At 64.4% G+C, this 21,346-nt stretch carries 20 protein-coding genes; 6 read left to right on the top strand and 14 right to left on the bottom strand.

Features of this window, described 5'->3' with window-relative positions:
- Positions 1–104: 104 nt before the first annotated feature.
- From rseP to U0C82_RS11275, 8 genes are all read right to left on the bottom strand, one after another.
- Complete coding sequence (rseP, locus tag U0C82_RS11310; RefSeq protein WP_322187217.1) at positions 105–1,250, bottom strand: RIP metalloprotease RseP; 1,146 nt, start codon at positions 1,248–1,250, stop codon at positions 105–107.
- Positions 1,251–1,527: 277 nt separating this feature from the next.
- Entirely contained in the window at positions 1,528–2,382 is an 855-nt protein-coding gene (locus U0C82_RS11305) for a phosphatidate cytidylyltransferase (RefSeq protein ID WP_322187216.1), read from the bottom strand.
- 10 nt (positions 2,383–2,392) lie between these two features.
- On the bottom strand, positions 2,393–3,130 hold the full coding sequence (locus U0C82_RS11300; RefSeq protein ID WP_322187215.1) for an isoprenyl transferase: 738 nt from the start codon (positions 3,128–3,130) through the stop codon (positions 2,393–2,395).
- A gap of 29 nt (positions 3,131–3,159) precedes the next feature.
- A complete protein-coding gene (frr, locus tag U0C82_RS11295; RefSeq protein WP_322187214.1) occupies positions 3,160–3,717 on the bottom strand; it encodes a ribosome recycling factor in 558 nt (185 codons plus the stop codon).
- A gap of 47 nt (positions 3,718–3,764) precedes the next feature.
- Positions 3,765–4,484 (bottom strand): UMP kinase, encoded by a 720-nt coding sequence (gene pyrH, locus U0C82_RS11290; protein WP_322187213.1) that lies wholly within the window; start codon positions 4,482–4,484, stop codon positions 3,765–3,767.
- 191 nt (positions 4,485–4,675) lie between these two features.
- Entirely contained in the window at positions 4,676–5,599 is a 924-nt protein-coding gene (tsf, locus tag U0C82_RS11285; protein ID WP_322187212.1) for a translation elongation factor Ts, read from the bottom strand.
- Positions 5,600–5,746: 147 nt separating this feature from the next.
- Positions 5,747–6,562 (bottom strand): 30S ribosomal protein S2, encoded by an 816-nt coding sequence (gene rpsB, locus U0C82_RS11280; protein WP_322187211.1) that lies wholly within the window; start codon positions 6,560–6,562, stop codon positions 5,747–5,749.
- A gap of 189 nt (positions 6,563–6,751) precedes the next feature.
- A complete protein-coding gene (locus tag U0C82_RS11275; protein WP_322187210.1) occupies positions 6,752–7,666 on the bottom strand; it encodes an EipB family protein in 915 nt (304 codons plus the stop codon).
- A gap of 122 nt (positions 7,667–7,788) precedes the next feature.
- Here U0C82_RS11275 and U0C82_RS11270 point away from each other — a divergent pair, with 122 nt between their 5' ends.
- From U0C82_RS11270 to U0C82_RS11260, 3 genes are all read left to right on the top strand, one after another.
- Positions 7,789–8,256: a RidA family protein gene (locus tag U0C82_RS11270; RefSeq protein WP_322187209.1), complete on the top strand. Its 468-nt coding sequence runs from the start codon at positions 7,789–7,791 to the stop codon at positions 8,254–8,256.
- 2 nt (positions 8,257–8,258) lie between these two features.
- On the top strand, positions 8,259–8,981 hold the full coding sequence (locus tag U0C82_RS11265; RefSeq protein ID WP_322187208.1) for a glycerophosphodiester phosphodiesterase family protein: 723 nt from the start codon (positions 8,259–8,261) through the stop codon (positions 8,979–8,981).
- 181 nt (positions 8,982–9,162) lie between these two features.
- Positions 9,163–10,347 (top strand): GNAT family N-acetyltransferase, encoded by a 1,185-nt coding sequence (locus U0C82_RS11260; RefSeq protein WP_322187207.1) that lies wholly within the window; start codon positions 9,163–9,165, stop codon positions 10,345–10,347.
- A 288-nt stretch (positions 10,348–10,635) separates the two neighbouring features.
- Here U0C82_RS11260 and U0C82_RS11255 read toward each other — a convergent pair whose 3' ends face one another.
- Together U0C82_RS11255 and U0C82_RS11250 are read right to left on the bottom strand one after the other, a co-directional pair.
- Positions 10,636–11,304 carry an outer membrane protein gene (locus U0C82_RS11255; protein ID WP_322187205.1) on the bottom strand — a complete coding sequence of 223 codons (669 nt, stop codon included), beginning with the start codon at positions 11,302–11,304 and terminating at the stop codon, positions 10,636–10,638.
- Positions 11,305–11,468: 164 nt separating this feature from the next.
- Positions 11,469–12,251, bottom strand: a complete 783-nt coding sequence (locus tag U0C82_RS11250) for a phosphatase domain-containing protein (protein WP_322187204.1) — start codon at positions 12,249–12,251, stop codon at positions 11,469–11,471.
- 319 nt (positions 12,252–12,570) lie between these two features.
- Here U0C82_RS11250 and U0C82_RS11245 point away from each other — a divergent pair, with 319 nt between their 5' ends.
- Positions 12,571–12,990 (top strand): HIT family protein, encoded by a 420-nt coding sequence (locus U0C82_RS11245; RefSeq protein WP_322187203.1) that lies wholly within the window; start codon positions 12,571–12,573, stop codon positions 12,988–12,990.
- 3 nt (positions 12,991–12,993) lie between these two features.
- On the opposite strand, the gene U0C82_RS11240 is transcribed toward U0C82_RS11245, so the two are convergent.
- Both U0C82_RS11240 and U0C82_RS11235 read right to left on the bottom strand, forming a co-directional pair.
- Complete coding sequence (locus U0C82_RS11240) at positions 12,994–13,362, bottom strand: AzlD domain-containing protein (protein ID WP_322187202.1); 369 nt, start codon at positions 13,360–13,362, stop codon at positions 12,994–12,996.
- Complete coding sequence (locus U0C82_RS11235; RefSeq protein ID WP_322187201.1) at positions 13,359–14,108, bottom strand: AzlC family ABC transporter permease; 750 nt, start codon at positions 14,106–14,108, stop codon at positions 13,359–13,361. Before U0C82_RS11235 ends, U0C82_RS11240 begins: the two co-directional genes overlap by 4 nt.
- 422 nt (positions 14,109–14,530) lie before the next feature.
- Here U0C82_RS11235 and clpS point away from each other — a divergent pair, with 422 nt between their 5' ends.
- Positions 14,531–14,857, top strand: coding sequence for an ATP-dependent Clp protease adapter ClpS (gene clpS, locus U0C82_RS11230; protein WP_322187200.1), 327 nt, complete (start codon positions 14,531–14,533; stop codon positions 14,855–14,857).
- 8 nt (positions 14,858–14,865) lie between these two features.
- Positions 14,866–17,355, top strand: coding sequence for an ATP-dependent Clp protease ATP-binding subunit ClpA (gene clpA, locus U0C82_RS11225; protein WP_322187199.1), 2,490 nt, complete (start codon positions 14,866–14,868; stop codon positions 17,353–17,355).
- A 182-nt stretch (positions 17,356–17,537) separates the two neighbouring features.
- Here the strand turns inward: clpA and U0C82_RS11220 are convergent, their stop codons facing one another.
- Both U0C82_RS11220 and glgX read right to left on the bottom strand, forming a co-directional pair.
- Entirely contained in the window at positions 17,538–18,695 is a 1,158-nt protein-coding gene (locus tag U0C82_RS11220) for a Gfo/Idh/MocA family protein (protein ID WP_322187198.1), read from the bottom strand.
- A gap of 337 nt (positions 18,696–19,032) precedes the next feature.
- Positions 19,033–21,285 (bottom strand): glycogen debranching protein GlgX, encoded by a 2,253-nt coding sequence (gene glgX / locus U0C82_RS11215; RefSeq protein ID WP_322187432.1) that lies wholly within the window; start codon positions 21,283–21,285, stop codon positions 19,033–19,035.
- Between the last annotated feature and the right edge of the window lie 61 nt (positions 21,286–21,346).

Here is a 21,346-nt window from a genome sequence, read left to right as displayed (position 1 = left end):
CAATGTCGCCCAACTGCGTTGACGTTTTGGAAATGGCGTTGCTCTCCCGTCACGCGCCCTCCGAACATGGTGAACCAATCGTAACCATCGCGCGCCCCCAGGGTTCAGGCGCCGCCGAGCCCGGACAGATCGTTCCAGAAGGCGAACACCATCAGCATCATCACCAAAGCCAGGCCGATCCGGAAACCCACCTCCTGAACCTGCTCGCTGAGCGGACGGCCCCGCACCGCCTCGAAGGCGTAGAACAGGAGATGGCCGCCGTCGAGCATGGGAATCGGCAACAGGTTCAAAAGCCCGATCGAGACCGAGAGCAGAGCGGCGAGGTTGAGAAGGGCGCCGATGCCGAAATTCGAGACCTCGCCGGAGACCTGGGCGATGCGAATCGGCCCGCCGATCTGATCGGCGCTCTGGCGGCCCGTGATGACCTGGCCGATGAAGTCGACGGTCCGCGTCGTCACGAACCAGGTCTGTTCGACGCCGTAGCCGACGGCCGCGACGGGCCCGAGCGATTCGGTCCGGAACGAGGAGGATTCGGCATCCGCGACGAGCCCGATGATCGGAACATTGTAGGTCTTTCCGAATCCGTCGTCCCGCGCCTCGATCTTCGGGGTGACGTCGAGATCGATCTCGCGCCCGCCGCGATCGACGGTCACGGTGATCGGCTGTTCGCCGTGGCCCGTCACATAGTTCTGGAGATCGGAGAAGTAGGTGACAGGCTCGCCGTCCATCGACACGATCCGGTCGCCGGCGGCAAAGCCCGCCGCGGCGGCAGGCGAACCCTCGACGACGCTCGCCACGATCGGATCGGCCACCGTCCGGCCGTTGACGTAGGCGACGCAGGCGAAGATGACGATCGAGAGGATGAAGTTGGCCAGCGGTCCGGCAGCGACCGTGGCCGCGCGGCGCGAAACCGAGGCGGTCGGGAAGGCTTCCCGCTTCTCCTCCGCGCTCATCTGATCGACGGCGCCGCGATCGGGAGTCGAGGCGGCGTTCTCGTCACCGAGGAACTTGACGTAGCCACCGAGCGGGATCGCGCTCAGCTTCCAGCGCGTTCCATGCTTGTCGTTGAAACCGATGATTTCGGGGCCGAAGCCGACCGAGAAGGCCAGTGAGCGGATGCCGCACCAGCGCGCGACGAGATAATGGCCGAGTTCGTGGAAGAAGACGATGATCGTCAACACGAACAGGAACGGGAGGACGTAGATGAGACCGCCGCTCCACAAGCTCCCGAAACCAAATCCGCTTTCCATCGACGACCCCTCGCGCGCGGCATCCGCCGGGCCCGGCGCTGGGCACGAGGCTCGACGAACGCATATCCATCAGGGCCTTTAATGCCTCAAACTGGCCGCCATGATGGCGATCGGTTCGCCGAACCGGGCGATTAAGCCGAAACGTTGCAGGGAAGCATCGCTCGGCGGGCGCCGCGATGATCAAACGGAGGACGAGCGAGCCCCAAGACGCCTGTCGGCGAGCGGGCCGACCGCTTCGCGGCCCGCCCACGAACCCGGGCACATCATGCCGGCTTGGTCAGCGCGCGAACAGCCCTTGCGCCGGCTCGAAGAACGCGCCGTTGAACGCGCCGACCAAGTAGGCCGCCGCGACAGCGAAGACGAGCGCGTCGATCCGGTCCATCACGCCGCCATGTCCGGGAATGATCCGGCCGGAATCCTTCACCCCGAAACGCCGCTTCATCCAGGATTCGAAAAGGTCTCCGATCTGGCCGAGCACCGACAGTCCGGAGGCGAGGAACAGCAGCCCCAGGCTGAAGCCGGGCGCGAACACGGCGAGATAAAGACCGGCGAACACGACGCCGGCGACGAGGCCGCCGAGCGCGCCGGAGATCGTCTTGTTGGGCGAGACCGAGCGCATCAGCTTCGGCCCGCCGAGGCTGCGTCCGGTGAAATAGGCGAAGATGTCCGTCGCCCAGACGACGACCGTGACGAAGCCCAGCGCGATCAGGCCGGTCCAGTCGTCCGATCTCAAGAAGCCGAGCGGCAGGGATGCGACCGCGGCATAGAAAAGGCCGCCGAGCGTCCAGTAGGCGCGCTTCTCGAAGCGATCGACGAATGCGATGAACGCCATGCCCGCCGCCAGCACGCCGAGCGCAAGTCCGTTCAGCCCGAAGACGAAAAGAAGAAGCGTGAGATAGAGACAGCGTTTGGCGAACGGGTGGATGGCGCCGCCGCGGCGCGAGGATCTCGTCATCCGCGACCATTCGTCGAAGACGATCACGCCGATGGCGGCGCACAGGATCCGGAAGGGAAACCCGCCGAGGATCGTCAGTGCGATGACGAGGATCGCCAAAAGCAACGCGGAAAGAAACCGCGCCTTCAAGTCGCCCCAGCTCTTCATCGCCCTGAGGCGGTTGCGCAAATCTGCCATTCGTATCGAACTAGGACGCGATTTCGCGGGACAAACCCCCGAACCGGCGATCGCGCGAGCGATATTCGTCGATCGCGCCTTCCAGCGCACTCTTGTCGAACTCCGGCCAGTTCATCGGCACGAAGACGAATTCGGAATAGGCTGCCTGCCAGAGGAGAAAATTGGACAGGCGGATTTCGCCGCTCGTGCGGATGATGAGGTCCGGATCGGGAATGCCCGCAGTGTCGAGATGCGCGGTGATCGCCTCGTCATTGAGGGAACTCGCCTCGAGTTCGCCGCAGGCGACCTTCGTGGCGATCCGCTTCACCGCTCTCGCGATCTCGTCGCGCGCGCCATAGTTGAAGGCGACGATCAGCGTCTGGCGCTCATTGTGGCAGGTCAGGTTTTCCGCCTCTTCCAGAAGCGACAGGATATCGGGCTCGAGATTGTCCCGCGCCCCGACGATGCGGACCTTGACGCCTTCCTTGTGGAGATCGGCAAGATCCCGGCGGATGAACATTTTCAGGAGACCGAGCAGCTCGTCCACCTCTTCGGCCGGGCGCTGCCAGTTTTCCGAGGAGAAGGCGAACAGGGTCAGATATTCCACGCCGAGCTCGCCGGCGGCACGCACGGTGGCCCGCACGGCTTCCACGCCGCGCCGGTGACCGACGCTGCGCGGAAGACCCCGAGCGCGCGCCCAGCGTCCATTGCCGTCCATGATGATGGCGATGTGTCGGGGATGTCGCACCGGGGCAGACCCTTCTTCCATAAACAGATCCTCGTGCTCGCCGCGCCCTTCTAGACCTGCATGATCTCTTGTTCCTTGGTGCCGAGCGTGCGGTCGATGTCGCTCACGGCCTCGTCCGTCATCTTCTGGACACGGTCGGACATCTGCCGGTTGTCGTCCTGGCCGATATCGCCGTCCTTCTCCATCTTCTTCAAGGTCTCCATGGCATCGCGGCGAACGTGCCGAACGGCGACCTTGGCGCTCTCGGCATATTGCTGGGCAACCTTCACCAACTCCTTACGGCGCTGCTCGTTCAGTTCGGGAAGCGGGATGCGCAGCGTGGTGCCGTCGGTGATGGGATTGAGGCCGAGATTGCTCTCGCGGATCGCCCGCTCGACCTTGCCCACCATCTGCTTGTCCCACACCGTCACGGACACCATGCGCGGCTCGGGGATGGATATGTTGGCGACCTGATTGATCGGCGTCGGCGAACCATAGGCGTCGACCATCACCGGATCGAGCAGGTTGGGAGACGCCCGTCCCGTGCGAAGGCCCGCAAGATCGCTCTTGAACGACTGGATCGCTCCGTCCATGCGTCGTTTCAGGTCGTTGAAATCAAATTCGGCCATCATGCCGCTCCCATGCTTTTTTCAGATCGGGGGTCGCGTTTCCACCGTCAGTCGCTGACGACGGTCGCACGTCCTGTCCCGGACAATATCCTCGCCAATTCGCCCTTCTCGTGGATCGAGAAGACGACGATCGGAATCTTGTTTTCGCGCGTCAACGCGACGGCCGCGACATCCATGACCGCAAGGCCGCGTCCCAGAACGTCGTCATGGGTCAGCTTTTCATAGCGCGTGGCATTGGGGTTCTTCTTCGGATCTTCCGAATAGATCCCGTCCACCTGGGTCGCCTTGAAGAGCGCGGCGGCGCCCATTTCCGCGGCGCGCAGCGCACCGGCGGAATCGGTCGTGAAGAACGGATTTCCGGTTCCACCCGCGAAGATCACGACCTTGCCGGATGCCTGGTGCGCAAGCGCCTTGAGTTGCGAGAAGCTCTCGCAGATCTCCGGCATCGCGATCGCCGACAGGACCACGGCGTCGACCCCCAGCTTCACCAGGGACGTGCGCAGGGCAAGCGCGTTGATGATCGTCGCCAGCATGCCCATGTGGTCGCCGGTCACCCGGTCGCCGCCCTTGGAGGCGACGGCGACGCCCCGGAAGATGTTGCCGCCGCCCACGACGACCGAGATATCGACGCCGAGCTGCCGCGCTTCCCTGATGTCGCCGGCGATCCGATCGGCCACCGACACGTCGATGCCGAACCCCTGATCCCCCATCAGGGCCTCGCCGGATACTTTCAGAAGGATCCGCCGATATCTGATGCCAGGGGTCATGGTTCACTCGCTTGATCGATGGCAATGGAACGGCGCGCCGCACTGCGGAGCCGGACCGATCATCCATCCTGGATTAGGTCGCACTTGTCGCGGGTTCCGCCCTGAGGTGGAACGGTCCCTGCGATACATTAAGGGCGCCCGCTTGTGAAGCGGACGCCCTTTGAACTCACGATAATTCGCCGATCTTGCAATCAGCGACCGGCGGCTGCGGCAACCTCCGCCGCGAAGTCGCTTTCCTCGCGCTCGACGCCCTCGCCGAGGGCGAAGCGGACATAGCCGGTGATCGTCGCCGTGCCGCCGGCGTCCTTGGCCGCTGCCTCAAGCGCCTTTTCGACGGTGAGGTCGGGGTTCAGGACGAATGCCTGCTTCAGCAGCGCGACCTCCTCGTAGAACTTGCGCATGCGGCCCTCGACCATCTTCTCGATGATGCTCTCGGGCTTGCCGGATTCGCGTGCCTGATCGGAGAAGATCGCCTTCTCGCGCTCGGCGACGCTCGCATCGACCTGGTCGGGCGACAAAGCGAGCGGGTTGGTCGCCGCGACATGCATCGCCACCTGACGGCCGAACGCCAGCATCTTCTCCTTGTCGCCATCGGTCTCGATGGCAACGAGGACGCCGAGCTTGCCGAGGCCGTCCGCGACCTGATTGTGGATGTAGGTCGCGACCGCGCCGTTGGTGGCGCTGAGCTGAGCCGTACGACGCAGCTGCAGGTTCTCGCCGATCGTGCCGATCCGGTCCTTGATCGTGTCGGAAACGCTCTTGCCGGCGTCGGGATAGGTTGCACCGGACACGGCTTCGAGCGAGCCGTCCGTCGACAGCGCGACGCCGGCGATGGTGCGCACCAGCGTCTGGAATTCGTCGTTACGCGCAACGAAGTCGGTCTCGGAGTTGAGCTCGACGACGACGGCCGTGCCGGCTTCGGACGCGACGCCGATCAGGCCTTCGGCCGCGGTCCGGCCGGACTTCTTGTCGGCCTTGGCGATACCCTTGGTGCGCAACCAGTCGATGGCTGCTTCCATATCGCCATTGTTCTCGTTCAGCGCGGTCTTGCAGTCCATCATGCCTGCGCCGGTCTTCTCGCGCAGCTCTTTTACCATGGAAGCGGAAATAGCCATCTCATAGTCCTTGTGTCGATATGAATGACGCACCGCGTCGGTTGAACGGGTGCGCCGGAAATGTGCCTCTGTCTGTCCGGCCGCGCGAAGCGACCCTGGCCCCCGTCCATCTCGGGACGGGAGCCCTGGTTCATGTGCCTGCCGCGATCAGCTGGCGCGGGCTTCGGCCGGCTGCTCTGCGGATGCCTCGGCAGGCGCCTCGTCGGCAGGGGCCTCGTCGAGCACCTCGACCGGGGCCTCCTCCATGGAACCGATGTCCATGCCGCTGTCGCCCTGCTGGCGCGCGATGCCGTCGACGGCGGCGCGGGCGATCAGGTCGCAGTAGAGCGCGATGGCGCGCGAGGCGTCGTCATTGCCCGGAATCGGATAGTCGACGCGAGCCGGATCACAGTTCGAATCGACGATGGCGACGACCGGGATCTTCAAGCGGCGCGCTTCGTCGATCGCGATCGACTCCTTGTTGGTGTCGATGATGAACATCATGTCGGGCACGCCGCCCATGTCGCGGATACCGCCGAGAGCGCGCTCGAGCTTGTCGCGCTCGCGGGTCAGCGTCAGGCGTTCCTTCTTGGTGAAGCCCGAGGCTTCGCCGGACAGAAGCTCGTCGAGCTTGCGAAGGCGCTGGATCGAATGGGAGATCGTCTTCCAGTTCGTCATCATGCCGCCGAGCCAGCGGGCATTCACATAGTACTGGGCCGAACGGGTCGCCGCATCCGCGATGATGTCCGAAGCCTGGCGCTTGGTGCCGACGAACAGCACGCGGCCGCCGCGGGCGACCGTGTCGGACACGGCCTGCAGGGCGCGGTGCAGAAGCGGAACCGTCTGCGCCAGATCGAGAATGTGGATATTGTTGCGCGCACCGAAGATGTACGGCGACATTTTCGGGTTCCAGCGATGAGTCTGGTGACCGAAGTGAACGCCTGCCTCGAGCAGCTGGCGCATGGAATATTCTGGAAGTGCCATTTCTTTGCCTTTTCCGGTTTGACCTAGCACGGGAGCAAGCGAAGGGTTCGCCACCGGTGGAAGGGAGCGGCTTCTGCAAGCCGTTCAAATCCGTTCCCGTGTGTGGAATGAGCGCGCCGGTACAGCATCCAGCCCGATAAGGCAAGTCGCATGCCGCTATGGCGCACGGCCTACCTGGGCTCTGACGGCCTAGTTTTCAACAGCGGGAGGCCCGCAATCGGGGGCCTGGAGAGCCGTGAACTCGGTCATCGAGCCGGTGAGGCTGTAACCTTCGAAATTCAGCGTGAGCTGGTCGGAGACGCCGTTTTCGTAGAGCGTGTAGCTCGTCGAGAAGTCGGGGCCGCCGTCCGGCGTGCCGTCCCGGTCATAGTAGGATTCGCTGACGCGCCAGCGCTCGAGACCGGCGAGTTCGGCCGCACCGGGCTTCGGTGGCGCCGTCCCGGACGTCTCGGGCGATGCATCCGCCCCGTCCTCTGCGCGCGCCTCGCCCGGATCGGCGGCGCCTCCCGCGTCGCCGGGATCCGCGCTCACGTCGGAGATGATGGAGGTCGAGCGGGTCTGGCGTTCGGCCTCCGGATCACCGTCGAAGATTTCCGCCTCGTAGACGAACGCGCCCTGCTTTGCCGCATCGATGAGGTTTCGCGTATGGCCGATCGGGAAGGATGCGGCCGGAATCTCCACCGTCTTGTCGTCCGGCTTGTCGTAGGCGACCCGCGTCATGCCCTCCCCCGTCACGGCCTCGCCCACCGAGGCCTGGTCGGCAAGTCCGTCCACCGTCGAGACGTTCGAGAAGGCGAGCCTCGCACCGTCCAGCGCTTCTTCGAGCTCGATCCGCTGATCGACGACGATCAGTTCCTGATTGCCGACGAAGCGCGCGACGAAGCGATATTCCAGCTGGTAGGCATCGCAGGCCTCGCGCGTCATCTCGACCACGATGCGCCCGTCGACCGTCTCGAAATCGCCGCTCGGCTCACCGCTGAGTGCGAGATCGTAGACCGCGCGGTGGGTGAAGAGATCGGCGCTCAGGGCACTGCCCGAGGGGCCCGCAATGGCTGTCGACACGCCCAGAAGCACGCAGGACGCTCGCTCGCACAGTCTCTTCATTCGTCTTCACTCTTTCGCCGGAAACGCGCTTCGGTTACGCCTCCTCGAAGACGAAACAACCGGGCCCCTGGCGAAAGACCTTACAGGGGTTCGGTGCAATGCGACAGAAGAAGGCGCTTGTCATGGCTCATAAAATCGAAACACGGCTCGAAGAGGCCGGAATCACCCTGCCGGCCGCGGCGGCCCCGGCGGCGAACTACGTCTCCTATGTCCGCTACGGCTCACTGATTCAGACCTCCGGCCAGCTGCCGATGGAAAACGGCGCGCTCGCCGTCACCGGCAAGCTCGGCGGTTCGGTCTCGCTCGATGACGGCCAGCGCGCCGCAAAGCTGTGCGCGATCAACATCCTCGCCCAGGCGAAAGCCGCCGTGAACGGCGATTTCGACAAGATCGGCCGGCTCCTGAAGCTCACCGTCTTCGTCGCGAGCGAGCCGTCTTTCGTCGAGCAGCACACGGTCGCCAATGGCGCGTCGGACTTTCTCGTCGAGATCCTCGGCGAGCTCGGCCACCATTCGCGCTCGGCCGTCGGCGTGCCGAGCCTTCCGCTCGACGCGGCGGTCGAGATCGAAGCCCTGTTCGAGCTGGCATAAGCATGGCGAACGCTCCGGCCTGGCTCACGGCAAAGCCCTTCGCCCATCGCGGGCTTCATGACGGCAACGACCAGGTGCCGGAGAATTCGCTCGCGGCCGCGCGCCTTGCGATCGCGGGCGGCTACGGGATCGAATGCGATCTCCAGCTGTCGTCCGACGGCGTGCCGTTCGTCTTCCACGACGACGAGCTGGCGCGGCTGACGGGAGCCGGCGGCGATGTCAGAGCGCTCGACGCGGCCGCCATCGGCGCCTTGCGCCTGATCGGCGGCGAGCCGGTTCCGACGCTGGCCGAGTTCCTCCGCCTCGTCGGTGGCCGCGTGCCGCTCCTCATCGAGTTGAAGGGCCGCAGCGCGGCCGCCGACGCGACCTTCGCGGCGGCCGTCGCGCGCGATCTCGAGGGCTATGAAGGCGCCGCGGCGCTGATGTCGTTTGCGCCTCACCTCGTGACCGCGTGCAGGAACACCTTCGGGAAGCGGCCGGTGGGCCTGACGGCGGAGGGGCAGTCGGACGACGAACTCGCCGAGCATCGCCGGCTCGCCGCGGCCAGCCTCGATTTCGTCTCCTATGACCATCGCCATCTGCCGAACGCCCTCACCCGTTCGCTGCGACAGGATGGCATTCCGGTGCTCTCCTGGACGATCCGGTCTGCCGAGGAGGCGCACAGGGCGCTCGCTTATTGCGACCAGATCACCTTCGAGGGGTTCACGCCTTCGCGCGCCGGGTGAAGCCGGTTTGATCGGGACGGTCCCGCGAAAGCCGTGATGTCGGGCAAGGACGGTGCGCGACCGGACGAGGAAGCGTCGGCAGCGCGTCCGCGGCCGAGACTGAGGCGAATGGAAGCGCTTGCCGCACCGCCGTGAGCTTCATACCTTCGTCCGCATGACCGAAGCCGCACCGACAGACGCCATGTCCCTCAGCCTCCGCGTCGCGGACGACATCCACACGGTCCCGTCCGCGATCTGGGATGGCCTGGCCGAAAACGATGCGGCACGCGCCGAGGCGCCGGATGCGGCCTCGGGGCCTTCCAATCCGTTTCTCAGCCACGCCTTCCTGTCGGCGCTGGAGGATTCGGGATGCGTGGGCGGGCGGACGGGCTGGCATCCCCAGCATCTGCTGCTCGAAGACGAGACCGGCACGGTGCGCGGCATCGCGCCGGCCTATGCCAAGACCCACTCACAGGGCGAATACGTGTTCGACTATGGCTGGGCGGACGCCTTCCAGCGCGCGGGCGGGCGCTATTATCCCAAGCTCCAATTGTCCGTGCCGTTCACGCCGGCCGGCGGTCCGCGCCTGCTCGTCGGGCACGGCGACCTTGCCAACCTCTTTCGCGCAGGGCTGATCCAGGGGATCGAGGCCTATTGCGATCAGACCAACGCGTCGTCCGCCCATGCGACCTTCCTGCGCGACGCGGATCTGGCCGTGATGGAAAGCGCCGACTGGCTGCACCGGACCGACCAGCAGTTCCACTTCATCAATCGCGGCTACGCCACCTATGAGGACTTTCTCGCCACCCTCGCCTCGCGCAAGCGCAAGGATCTGCGCAAGGAGCGCGCCAAGGCCGTCGAGAACGATATCGAGATCGTCCATCTGACGGGCGGCGATCTCGACGAGGCGGCCTGGGACGCCTTCTACCGGTTCTACATGGACACCGGCGAGCGCAAATGGGGCCGGCCCTATCTCAACCGCCGCTTCTTCTCGCTGATCTCCGAGCGCATGAGCGAGCGCATCCTCCTCGTCATGGCGAGGCGCGAGGGCCGTTACATCGCCGGCGCGCTCAACTTCATCGGCGCCGACCGGCTCTACGGCCGCAACTGGGGCTGCATCGAGGAGCATCCGTTCCTGCATTTCGAGGTCTGCTATCATCAGGCCATCGACTTCGCGATCCGCCACAGGCTCGGCGTCGTGGAGGCCGGCGCGCAGGGACAGCACAAGATCGCCCGCGGCTACGAGCCGGTGACGACCCACTCCGCCCACTATATCCGCCACAAGGGCCTGCGCGCCGCCATCGCGGATTATCTGGAAGGCGAGCGGGACGAGGTGGAGCGTATGAACGAGTTGTTGGAAGAGCACACGCCGTTCAAGAAGGGGTGAGTGGGTGGGCGCTGGAACCGGAAGGGTGGCCATGAAGGGCAAGACCGACCGGGCCGCGCGGATTACTGGCCAATTGCAGGTTTTTCGAAAGGGCCACGGCCTATCGCCCGGCAAAGCCGTTCATTTCGCGCCCGGCCTTCGTGGTTGACGCTGGATGCGCGCTGCAAAGGCTGAAAAGAGAGGCGGCCAGCGATTGCTGGAACCTCCGCGTCCGGCTCTCTCAAACTCGACGAAGGCAGATCGCGGCCTGAGCCGCCGCCGATGCGACCGCGCCGGCAAGGGTGTTTTTCACTGTCCGAACTTGAAACTCGCGCCCACGATCAGCTGATTGGTGAAGATGTCGGTCTTCAACGATCCGCCGTTGACGAGGTCGGCATCGTTCGAGGTGTAGCTGAGTTTGTATTCGCCGAAGACCGATAGGGAATCGGTCACCGCGACATCGACGCCGGCCAGCCCCTGGATCGCAGGTCCGGTCACCTGATATTCGAAGGTCTCCGGTCCGCCCGTCTCGCGATATTCCACATGGGGGATCGAGATGCCGGCCCCTGCCCCGACATAAGGGGTCAAGCGACCGCCCGTCTCGAAGCGATACAGGGCGTTCAGCGTCAGAAGATTGAGGCCGTCGGTGAATTCGAGCACCTCGACGCCGGCCGGAAGCGGTTCCGCCGCGACCTTGGCGTGTGAAAAATCGATCGCGACACCGAGGTCCGGCTTGCCGAAATCGTTGAGCCACCATGTGCCGCGGACACCGTAGAAGGGCGCGCCCTTCTCAAAGCTCTTGCCGTCCCATTCAACATCATAATGGCGCGTCGATGGGCCGTTCGCGACATCCACATCGCCGTCGAACGAGAAATTGTAGCCGCCATAGGCCGAGATCACATATTCGGCCCGCGCTTGCGTTCCCGACAGGGCGATCAGCAGGGTGGACAGACAGACGATCGTTCCATGAACGAACATTTGGCGCTCCATGATAATCGAGACAAAAGAGCATCGAACCTTGGCAAAGCTGGTCAGCCCATTCGAAAAAAGCGTAAGCGGGCTGTGTGACAGTCGTGCAAAGAATCGATGCAGGTCCGCAACAGGCCGATCGATCGGCGATTGCGGGTCGGCAGCGCCGCCGGTCAACGCGCCTGTCGGGGCACGATGGTGATGCGAGGACGCTGGCTGGCAGAAGCGGCGCGAGCCGTTGACGCGTAGGCGACATCGACCCGCAGCAATTCGGCGCTTCTGCGATCGAGGCCATCCTTGACACGAGCCCTCTGGCTCGATGCGGTCTCCGCCAGCTTGACGAAGGCGGGCTTGAAGCCCTCCGCCTCTTCCCAGCGCGCGATTCGCATCTGATAAGCGCTCCAATCGCTGGCGAAACGGTCGAACGCCAGGTCCATGGCGCGGGTCTCGCTGCCGAACCAGGGAAAATGGCCATAGGCGAAGGAGAGCATGCGTCTGGCTTCGTCCTTCGGCACCCCCTCGACCACAAGCCGGTAGATCGCAGAGGCCAAGCCCGCGCGATCGGCCCCGGCCTTGCAGTGGATCAGGATCGGTTTCGGCAGATCGGCGAGTTCAAACGCCAGATGCATCAAGGTTTCTTCGGAGGGAACCTCTGTTGCCGAAATCGGGATCGCCGCAAAGGTGATGCCACGATCGGCGAGGAATGTCTTCTGCGCATCGTACCAGTCGAGCCCTTCGCCGCCCCGCAGCGTGAGGACGCTCCTGATCTTCTTGTCGGCAATCAGATCGCCCAGCCGCTCCGGGGACAGGGTCGCCGACCGATAGGCAACGCCGTCCACGATGGTCGCGATATTCCCGGTTGCATTGAGATATAAGGCCCACCCCCCGATCAGCAGCGCGATCGCGATCACGACCAGCCAGAAACCGACGGTAATTTTCCCGATGACGCGAAACATCGCAAACCCCCTCTTCAGCACTCTGAGCCGATACGGTCGGGACGCGAGAGCAGAATGTCAGTTCGATGTCGGCTCGACGACAAAGCCGGCCAAGTCGCGAATCCTGCGAACAGATTGCGAACAGACGGGGCCGCGGATCGATTTCGGGGGCGCCTTCAGGGGTTCGGGATCCGTAGTTTTCGTCGTGGGCAGACTCAAAGCCGATTTCGTTTGCAACGAAGGTTCGATATAGAAACCGCAGGACCGCCCTGCTCCACGCGCGGAAGAAACTCGCCCCTCCTCACGACATGTCTCACCACGAGCCAACGAGAACACAGTCATGACCGCCTACGACGACAGCAACATCTTCGCCAAAATGATCCGGGGGGAAATCCCGGCGATCAAGGTCCACGAGGACGCCGATACGATGGTCATCATGGACATCATGCCGGAGACCAAGGGACATTGCCTGATCATTCCGAAGGCGCCGAGCCGCAACCTGCTGGATGCGTCCGACGAGGCGTTGGCGAAGACGATCCCGGTGGTCGCGAAGATCGCGCGCGCGGCCCGCAAGGCGTTCGATGCCGACGGAATCCAGATCATCCAGTTCAACGAAGAGGCGGCGGGCCAGACCGTGTTCCACCTGCATTTCCACGTGATCCCCTCCTACGAAGGCGTGGCGCGCAAGAAGCATGCGATGGGCGAGGTCGATCAGGACACGCTGAAGGCCCATGCCGAGGCGATCCGGTCCGCGCTCTGAGCGTCAGGCCCACAGGCTGAACGCGATCCAGCCGAAGATGACGAGTTCGGCCGCCGCGATGCCGGCGAGGATCCGGCGGCCGACGCCGAGATAGACGCCGAAACCCGCCGCCATCGCCCCGATCCGGACGATGGCGGGAATGTCGGCGAGCGAGCCCGTCGGGTAGAAGACGAGTTGCCCGATGACGGCGGAGACGAGCGCGGTGGCGACCGTCCGCGAGATCGCCGCGACCGGCGAATGCTCGTCCAGCTTTCCCGACGACAGGACGCCGAGTGTCCGCCAGATGTCCGTCGGCAGCCAGCCGGCGAGAAGGATGAAGGCGAACGGCCACCAGTCGGCGGCGATGCCGTAATAGCTGAGGTCCTCGCTCATCGCAGGCGCCGCCCCTCGGCGATGCGGCCGGCGAAGTAGGCCCCCGCCCCTCCGAGAAGCCCGGCGACGAGGATTTCGAACCCGGGCGCCAGAGCATGGGCGATCGGCAGGACGGCCATGCCCGAAAACAGGGCGATCCTGCCGGACAGTTCGCGCGCCGATCCGTACAGCGAACAGAAGAAATAGACCGGCGTGAGGAAGGCCAGCGCACCGGTGGCGAGCGCCGGCAGATTGTCCATCAGGTTGAAGACGACCGCGACGAGGATCGTGTTGAGCACCGTCAGCGGCACGGCGAACCCGGCGAAATAGGTTGTGCGATAGGCACGCGGCACGTCTGTCAGCCGCTCCATCGCGAACACCCAGCCGGTGATCGCCACGAAGTGCGACAGGAAGAGAAGCGTCGGCGTGCGCGTCCTCGGCCCGCGCAGTTCGGGCATCAGGGCAACGACCATCGGCATCAGCCGTACGGACGAGAGCAGCACGGCGAACGCCGTGGCGAGGAGCGATGTGCCCGCGACACTTGCCCCCACGAGAATGATCTGCGCCGGCAGTGCCCAGATCGTCGCCGTCATGAATGCGGCCTCGATCCAGGTGAGGCCGGCCTCGCGGCTGAGACCGGCAATGCCGACGAATGCGGAAAACAGGATGAAAGCCGGCGGCGTCATGAGGCCCTTCGCCCCTTGCGCGAACCAATAGAGCCCGCGCCGATCGGGCGGCCCGTCCGTCCGCATCTCGTTCTCGTTCAATGTCGGCCTTTCCGGTGCGTGACCGGCCGCGCGCGGCGACCGTGCGGACCGCCATTCTCGGTCGGCGTCGCGACGCTCGGCATCCGGGTTGTGTTCGTCTGAAAGCCCCTTCAGACAAAATGCTTACCGCGACAACCCCTGCCGGCGCATGAAACGCCTTCACGTTTTCGCGTGCGGGCCCTATCATCGCAAGCTGAGGAACGATGCCGATGGATCGCGGTTTTTCGGGTGCCCGGATTGGGTTTGCGCATCGAGGACCCGGGATCGGACCCTTCGGCCGGCGAGCGAAAACGGCCGGCGTTTTGTCGCGCGCATCGTTCGGACTTCAAACCTGTTTCACAATGCATACATACGGACCGATGAGGAAATCAGCCATACCCCTTCACCCGTCTCGCGCGGCTCCCGTTCGACCGGCACCCGTCATGCAGACGGATGGCGACGACGACGAGAGCGGCACCGGTACGTCGGTCATCACGCGATCGAAACCGAAATTGCAGAAACCGAGCCTTTACAGAGTCCTTCTTCTGAACGACGATTACACTCCGATGGAGTTCGTAATCCATGTCCTCGAACGGTTCTTCCAGAAGGACCGGGAGGCGGCGACGCAGATCATGCTGCTTGTCCATCGTCATGGGGTCGGGGAATGTGGTGTGTTCACATACGAAGTGGCCGAGACCAAAGTGACCCAAGTGATGGATTTCGCTCGTCAGCATCAACATCCGCTGCAATGCGTGATGGAAAAGAATTGAGGTGAAGCTTGCCGACATTTTCTGAAAGCCTGGAGAAATCGCTTCATCAAGCGTTGACGCTGGCCAATGAGCGCCAGCAGGAATTTGCCACCCTGGAACATCTGCTCCTGGCACTCGTCGAGGACAGCGATGCGGCGGCGGTCATGCGCGGCTGCAACGTCGATATCGCGGCGTTGAAATCCAATCTCGTCAGCTACGTCGACAACGAGCTCTCCAATCTGGTGACCGGCCACAGCGACGAATCCAAGCCCACCGCCGGGTTCCACCGGGTCATCCAGCGTGCCGTCATCCACGTGCAGTCGTCGGGCCGCGAGGAGGTGACGGGCGCGAACGTGCTCGTTGCGATCTTCGCCGAGCGCGAGAGTCATGCCGCCTATTTTCTGCAGGAGCAGGAGATGACGCGCTACGACGCCGTCAACTTCATTTCCCATGGCATCGCCAAGCGTCCGGGGGGCTCCGAGAGCCGCCCCGTCAGCGGCGTCGAAGAGGATCAGCAGACCGTGGGACAGGACGAGGACGGCAAGCGCAAGGGACAGGACGCCCTCACGGCCTATTGCGTCAATCTCAACGAGAAGGCGCGCAACGGCAAGATCGACCCGTTGATCGGACGTGCGAACGAGATCAACCGGACGATCCAGGTGCTCTGCCGCCGCTCCAAGAACAACCCGCTCTACGTGGGTGATCCGGGCGTCGGCAAGACGGCGATCGCCGAGGGGCTCGCCAAGCGCATCATCGACGGCGACGTGCCCGAGGTCCTGTCCGACGCGACCATCTTCTCGCTCGACATGGGCACGCTGCTCGCCGGCACGCGCTATCGCGGCGATTTCGAAGAGCGTCTGAAGCAGGTCGTGAAGGAGCTCGAGGACTATCCGGGCTCGGTCCTCTTCATCGACGAGATCCACACGGTCATCGGCGCGGGTGCGACGTCGGGCGGCGCCATGGACGCGTCGAACCTCCTGAAGCCGGCGCTGTCGTCCGGGGCGATCCGTTGCATCGGCTCGACGACGTTCAAGGAATATCGCCAATTCTTCGAGAAGGACCGGGCCCTCGTCCGGCGCTTCCAGAAGATCGACGTGAACGAGCCTTCCGTCGAGGACGCGATCTCGATCCTCAACGGCCTGAAGCCGTATTTCGAGGACTTCCACAAGGTGAAGTTCACGAGCGATGCGATCAAGTCGGCGGTGGAGCTTTCCGCCCGTTACATCAACGACCGCAAGCTGCCGGACAAGGCGATCGACGTGATCGACGAGACCGGCGCCTCGCAGATGCTGCTGGTCGAATCCAAGCGTAAGAAATCGATCGGCGTGAAGGAAATCGAGGCGACGGTCGCGACGATGGCGCGGATTCCGCCGAAATCGGTCTCGAAGGATGACGAGGAAGTGCTGTTCAATCTCAGCACGCAGCTGAAGCGCGTCGTCTACGGACAGGATGCGGCGATCGAAGCCCTGTCATCGGCGATCAAGCTGTCGCGTGCGGGCCTTCGCGAACCGGAGAAGCCGATCGGCTCCTACCTGTTCTCGGGTCCGACCGGCGTCGGCAAGACCGAAGTCGCGCGCCAGCTCGCCTCCACCCTCGGCGTCGAACTCATCCGGTTCGACATGTCGGAATATATGGAGCGGCATACGGTCTCGCGCCTCATCGGCGCGCCTCCCGGCTATGTCGGCTTCGACCAGGGCGGGCTTCTGACGGACGGCGTCGACCAGCACCCCCACTGCGTCCTTCTTCTGGACGAGATCGAAAAGGCCCATCCGGACCTCTTCAACATTCTCCTTCAGGTCATGGACCATGGCCGGCTGACGGATCACAACGGCAAACACATCGATTTCCGCAACGTGATCCTCATCATGACGACCAATGCCGGCGCGGCCGAGATGCAGAAGGCGGCCATCGGCTTCGGCAACTCCAAACGCACCGGCGCGGACGAGGACGCGATCAACAAGATGTTCACGCCCGAGTTCCGCAACCGGCTCGACGCGATCATCCCGTTCGGCTCGCTTCCGACCGAGATCATCCATCAGGTGGTCGAGAAGTTCGTCATGCAGCTGGAGGCACAGCTCTCCGAGCGGAACGTCATCTTCGAACTCTCGCCCGAGGCCGTCGCATGGCTCGCCGAGAAGGGTTATGACGAGCAGATGGGTGCGCGCCCGCTCGGCCGCGTCATCCAGGAGCACATCAAGAAGCCGCTCGCCGACGAGGTTCTGTTCGGCAAGCTCAAGCGCGGCGGAACCGTCAAGGTGTCGATCACCGAGGACGAGACCGGTGCGAAGTCGATCGCGCTGGAATCGATCCCCGACGACACCGCGCCCAAGCCGAAGCCGACGAAGCGCAAGCGGGATCTGGTTGCGGCCGACGGCTCCACCATCGAGGAGTTCGATGAGGGGGACGATGAGGGCGAGGAGGACGAGGCAGATACGATCGGCGAGAGCGAGGCCGCCGCGCCGAAGGCACGCGCGGCAGCGCCAAGCGGGCTGCCGAAGGTTCCGCCGAAGACCAGCTGACCGACACCGACAATGCGCGGTGCGCCGCGCATTCGCCCCATCGTGGAAAACGAAAAGACCCCCGGGCTTGTCGCCCGGGGGTCTTTTTCGTTCCGCGATCAAGGCGTCGGTTCGCCGATCCCGACATCTCTGCGAGCGCCCGACCGGATGAGCGATTTCGATTGCAGGCGCTCGCGCCGGCCTTATCGGAACATGGGCGGACGCGCATCGCACCATGCACCCGCGTTCCGGCCGCTCTGCGCGACAGCGAAGATCGCCGCCATGGACCGAAGGCCATCCTCCGCCCGCGGATAGAGGTTCGCCGCAGGATCCATCGCACGACCCTCCTCGCGGGCGCGGATCGCCTCGGCGAGGTCGGCGTAGAGATTGGCGAAGGCGAGCGGCATGCCTTCCGCATGACCGATGGTGACACGGGTCGCGCGATCGGCTTCCGGCGACAGGTTCGGCTCGCCGCGCTCGATCACCTGGAGCCGACCGCCGAGAGGCATATGGTAGAGCTGGTTGGGCTGTTCCTGGGCCCAGCGAAGACCGCCCTTCTCGCCGAACAGCTGAAGGCTGAGACCATGCTGGTTGCCGAGCGCGATCGAGCTCGTCCAGAGCCGGCCCACCGTTCCGCCGTCCATGCGGAAGTTGACCATGGCATCGTCTTCCAGCTCGCGTGTCGCGATGCAACTGACCGTATCGGCCGAAAGCTCGGTAACGGCCTGCCCGGTGACGAAGCACGCCATGTGCAGCGCATGGATGCCGCAATCGGCGAACTGCGCCGAAACGCCGGCCTGCGCCGGGTCGTACCGCCAGCGAATGCGCGGATTGTCGGCGTCCGTCGCATCGGCATGGTGACCATGGGCGAATTCGGCCTTCACGAGGCGGATCCGACCGAGATCGCCGCGCGCGACCATCGCCCGCATGTGCCGCACCAGCGGATAGCCCGAATAGCCGTAATTGACCGCGCAGATAAGATCGCACGCCGCCGCCAGCCGGACGATTTCTTCCGCCTCCTCGATCGTCATCGTCAGCGGTTTTTCGCACAGGACATGGAAGCCGGCTTCGAGAAACGCTTTGGTGATCGCGAAATGGGTCGCGTTGGGCGTCGCCACCGTCACGAGATCGACCCGGTCCGAGCGTGTCCGTTCCCCGGCCAGCATGTCCTGCCACGTGCCGTAGGAGCGGTCGTCCGGAAGTCCGAGGGACCGGCCGTAGGCCACCCCGTCGGCGGCCCGGTGATCGAGCGCGCCCGCCGCGAAGGCGAAATGGCCGTCGAGACCTGCGCCCAGCCGATGCGCCGGTCCGATCTGGCTGCCCGCGCCGCCCCCGATCATACCCCATGTCAGTTTCGCCATGATTGGGTCCTCCCCCTTCGTCCCGTCCCCATTGCCCGCAATCTCGTCGCGAAACGGTGGTTTGCCAAGCTTCGCCGCACAATGGCAGCGCCACGCCATTTCGGCGAAATGACCCTGCCGGTGTCGCAGACGCGCGTCGCGACGCGCGGCGCCTTTCACGCCGATGCCGGAGAGTGCGGCCTTCGCCGGAACGGATGCGACCGGTCCGCGACCCCGGGAAGGACCGGGCCGGACGCATGTCCGGCCGTCCGCCGGCGCACAGGCCTCAGCCAACAAAAAGCCGCCCGGTTTCCCGGACGGCTTGAAAGTCTCCTCGACAGCAAGGACAGAAGCGCCCTTACAGCGGAAGCGGGTCGCCCGCAGCCTTTGCGAGGGCCTCGCGGATATAGGCGAAGGATTTGATCGCCTCCTCCTGCCCGTCCTCGTTCTTGTCGGGCTGCAGCAGGAACATCAGGAACGACCGCGCCGTCGTCATGTAGTCGTGGCCGATGTCGAACGGCTCGAACTCGAACTCCTCCGGCATGTTGGTGTCGAACACGCGCTGCCAGCGAAGACCGCCCGGTGCTTCCGGCAGCTTGAAGTTCACGACGTCGTCATGGGAGTTCATGACGAGCAGCATGGTCGCGTCGTTGCCGGGACGGCGAATGCCGGTCGACTGGGCGCGCCCGTCGAGCAGCACGCCGAAGCACTTGGCGCCCTCGTCCGCCCAATGTTCGTCCCTGAACTCCTCGCCCGTCGGCTGGATCCAGGCGACGTCCTTGACGCCGAGTTCGTCGTCGAAGGTCCCGTGCAGGAAGGTTCCGCGGCGCAGCATGGGCAGGCTCTGGCGCAGCTTGATCAGGCGCTGGACGAACCGTGCGAGCCCGCGCGATTCCTCCGGCGCGTTCCAGTCGACCCAGCCGATCTCATTGTCCTGGGCATAGCCATTATTGTTGCCGCCCTGCGTGCGGGCGAACTCGTCGCCCGCGAGGATCATCGGTGTTCCGCGAGAGAACAGGAGCGTGGCGAAGAAATTGCGCATCTGCCGGAAGCGCGTTTCGTTGATCTCCGCGTTTTCGGTCGGGCCCTCTTCCCCGTAATTGTACGAGATATTGTGGTCGTGGCCGTCCCGATTGTCCTCGCCGTTCGCCTCATTGTGCTTTTCGTTGTACGAAACCAGATCGTTGAGCGTGAAGCCGTCATGGGCGGTGATGAAGTTGACGCTCGCCCACGGCTTGCGGCCGCGCTTGTCGAAAAGGTCGGCCGAGGCCGACAGCTTGCCGGCGAGCTTCGGAATGAAGCCCTCGTCGCCGCGCCAGTAGCCCCGCACCGTATCGCGATAGCCATCGTTCCATTCGGCCCAGCCCGGCGGGAAGCGGCCGACCTGATAGCCGCCGGGACCGCAGTCCCACGGCTCCGCGATCAGTTTGACCTGGCTGAGCAGCGGGTCCTGCATGCAGGCGTGAAGGAAGCTCGATTCCTCCGAAAAGCCCGACGGTTCGCGGGCGAGGATCGTCGCCAGATCGAAACGGAACCCGTCGACGCGCATGTCGCCCGCCCAGTAGCGCAAGGAGTCGGTGACCAGCTGCATCACCCGCGGATGGGAGGTGTTGACGGTGTTTCCGGTACCGGTGTCGTTGATATAGAAACGTGGCTCGTCCGGCATCAGGCGGTAATAGGTGGCGTTGTCGATGCCCTTGAAGGAGAGCGTCGGGCCCTTCTCGTTGCCTTCGGCCGTATGGTTGTAGACGACGTCGAGAATGACCTCGAGCCCGGCATTGTGGAAGGTCGCCACGAGTTCCTTGAACTCGTTGATCACCGGCGAGGCGAGATAGCGCGGATCGGGCGCGAAGAAGCCGATCGTGTTGTAACCCCAGTAATTGCGCATGCCCTGTTCGACCAGATAGCTGTCGTCGACGAGGGCGTGGATCGGCAGGAATTCGACCGAGGTCACGCCCAGCGAGCGGATATAGTTCACGACCTCGCGGTTCATAAGCCCGGCGAACTTGCCTCTGTCCAGATCGGTGACGGCCGGATGGCGCTGGGTGAAGCCCTTGACATGGGTCTCGTAGAAGATCGTCCGGTCCCACGGCACGTTGGGCTTGCGCTCGTCGCCCCAGGTGAAGGCCTGGTCGACGACGACGCAGCGCGGCACGAAGGGGGCCGAGTCCCGCTCGTCGAAGGACAGATCCTCGTCGGCGTGGCCGATCGTGTAGCCGAACAGCGCGTGATCCCAGACGACCTCGCCCTTGAGCTGCTTGGCGTAGGGGTCGATCAGAAGCTTGTTGGGATTGAAGCGATGGCCGGCATCCGGCTCGTAGGGTCCATGCACGCGGTAGCCGTAGATCAGGCCCGGGCGGGCTTCCGGAAGATAGCCGTGATAGATCTCGTCGGTATATTCGGGCAGCTCGATGCGCTCGATCTCCGACTTGCCGTCGGCCGAGAAGATGCAGAGCTCGACCTTGGTGGCGTGCGCCGAAAAGATCGCGAAATTGACGCCGAGGCCATCCCAGGTCGCACCCAGCGGATAGGGACGTCCCTCACGAACGCGCCAGTCCCGTTTGCCGGCGGTCGGCTGGTGAGTGGCTTTGGTGTTGGGGGTGATGTGAATGGTCAATCGCGTGCCTCGAGACGGAGGAAAGGTGTCACGCTAACAACATGCCATCGGCAGC

This window comes from Fulvimarina uroteuthidis (genome assembly GCF_034321785.1).
In the GTDB taxonomy this organism is placed as follows: Bacteria; Pseudomonadota; Alphaproteobacteria; order Rhizobiales; family Rhizobiaceae; genus Fulvimarina; species Fulvimarina uroteuthidis.
Note: the sequence above shows the minus strand (reverse complement) of the source record. Positions and strands in the feature narration are given on the sequence as shown.